Below are 407 nucleotides of genomic sequence, written 5' to 3'. Positions count from 1 at the left end.
GTCTCGGTGCGCGAGCTGGGGGTCGACTGGATCGCCTTCTCCGGCCACAAGCTGTACGCGCCGTTCGGCGCCGGGGTGCTGGCCGGCCGGGCCGACTGGCTGGACGAGGCCGAGCCGTACCTGGCCGGCGGCGGCGCCACCCGGACCGTGGCCCGGGAGACCGACGGCACGGTGGCCGTGCAGTGGCACACCGGCCCGGCCCGGCACGAGGCCGGCTCCCCGAACGTCATCGGCGTGTACGCGATCGCGGCGGCCTGCCGGGCGCTCACCGAGGCCGGGTTCGACGCGCTGGAGGCGCGCGAGCGGGCGCTGGTGGCCCGGCTGAAGGCCGGTCTGGCGGAGATCCCCGAGGTCAGGGTGCTGAACCTGTTCGGCGCCGAGGCGGACCGGGTGGGCGTGCTGTCCTT

Annotated in this window: 1 protein-coding gene; it reads left to right on the top strand. The window is 76.4% G+C overall.

Annotated elements, in window-relative coordinates:
• Nucleotides 1-407, top strand: a 407-nt coding sequence (locus BI06_RS53890) for an aminotransferase class V-fold PLP-dependent enzyme (RefSeq protein ID WP_043472410.1), incomplete at both ends; no start/stop codon positions are given.

This window comes from Kitasatospora sp. MBT66, assembly GCF_000710405.2.
Lineage (GTDB): Bacteria > Actinomycetota > Actinomycetes > Streptomycetales > Streptomycetaceae > Kitasatospora > Kitasatospora purpeofusca.
The sequence above is the reverse complement of the archived record's forward strand: the minus strand, read 5'-3'. Positions and strand labels throughout refer to the sequence as shown.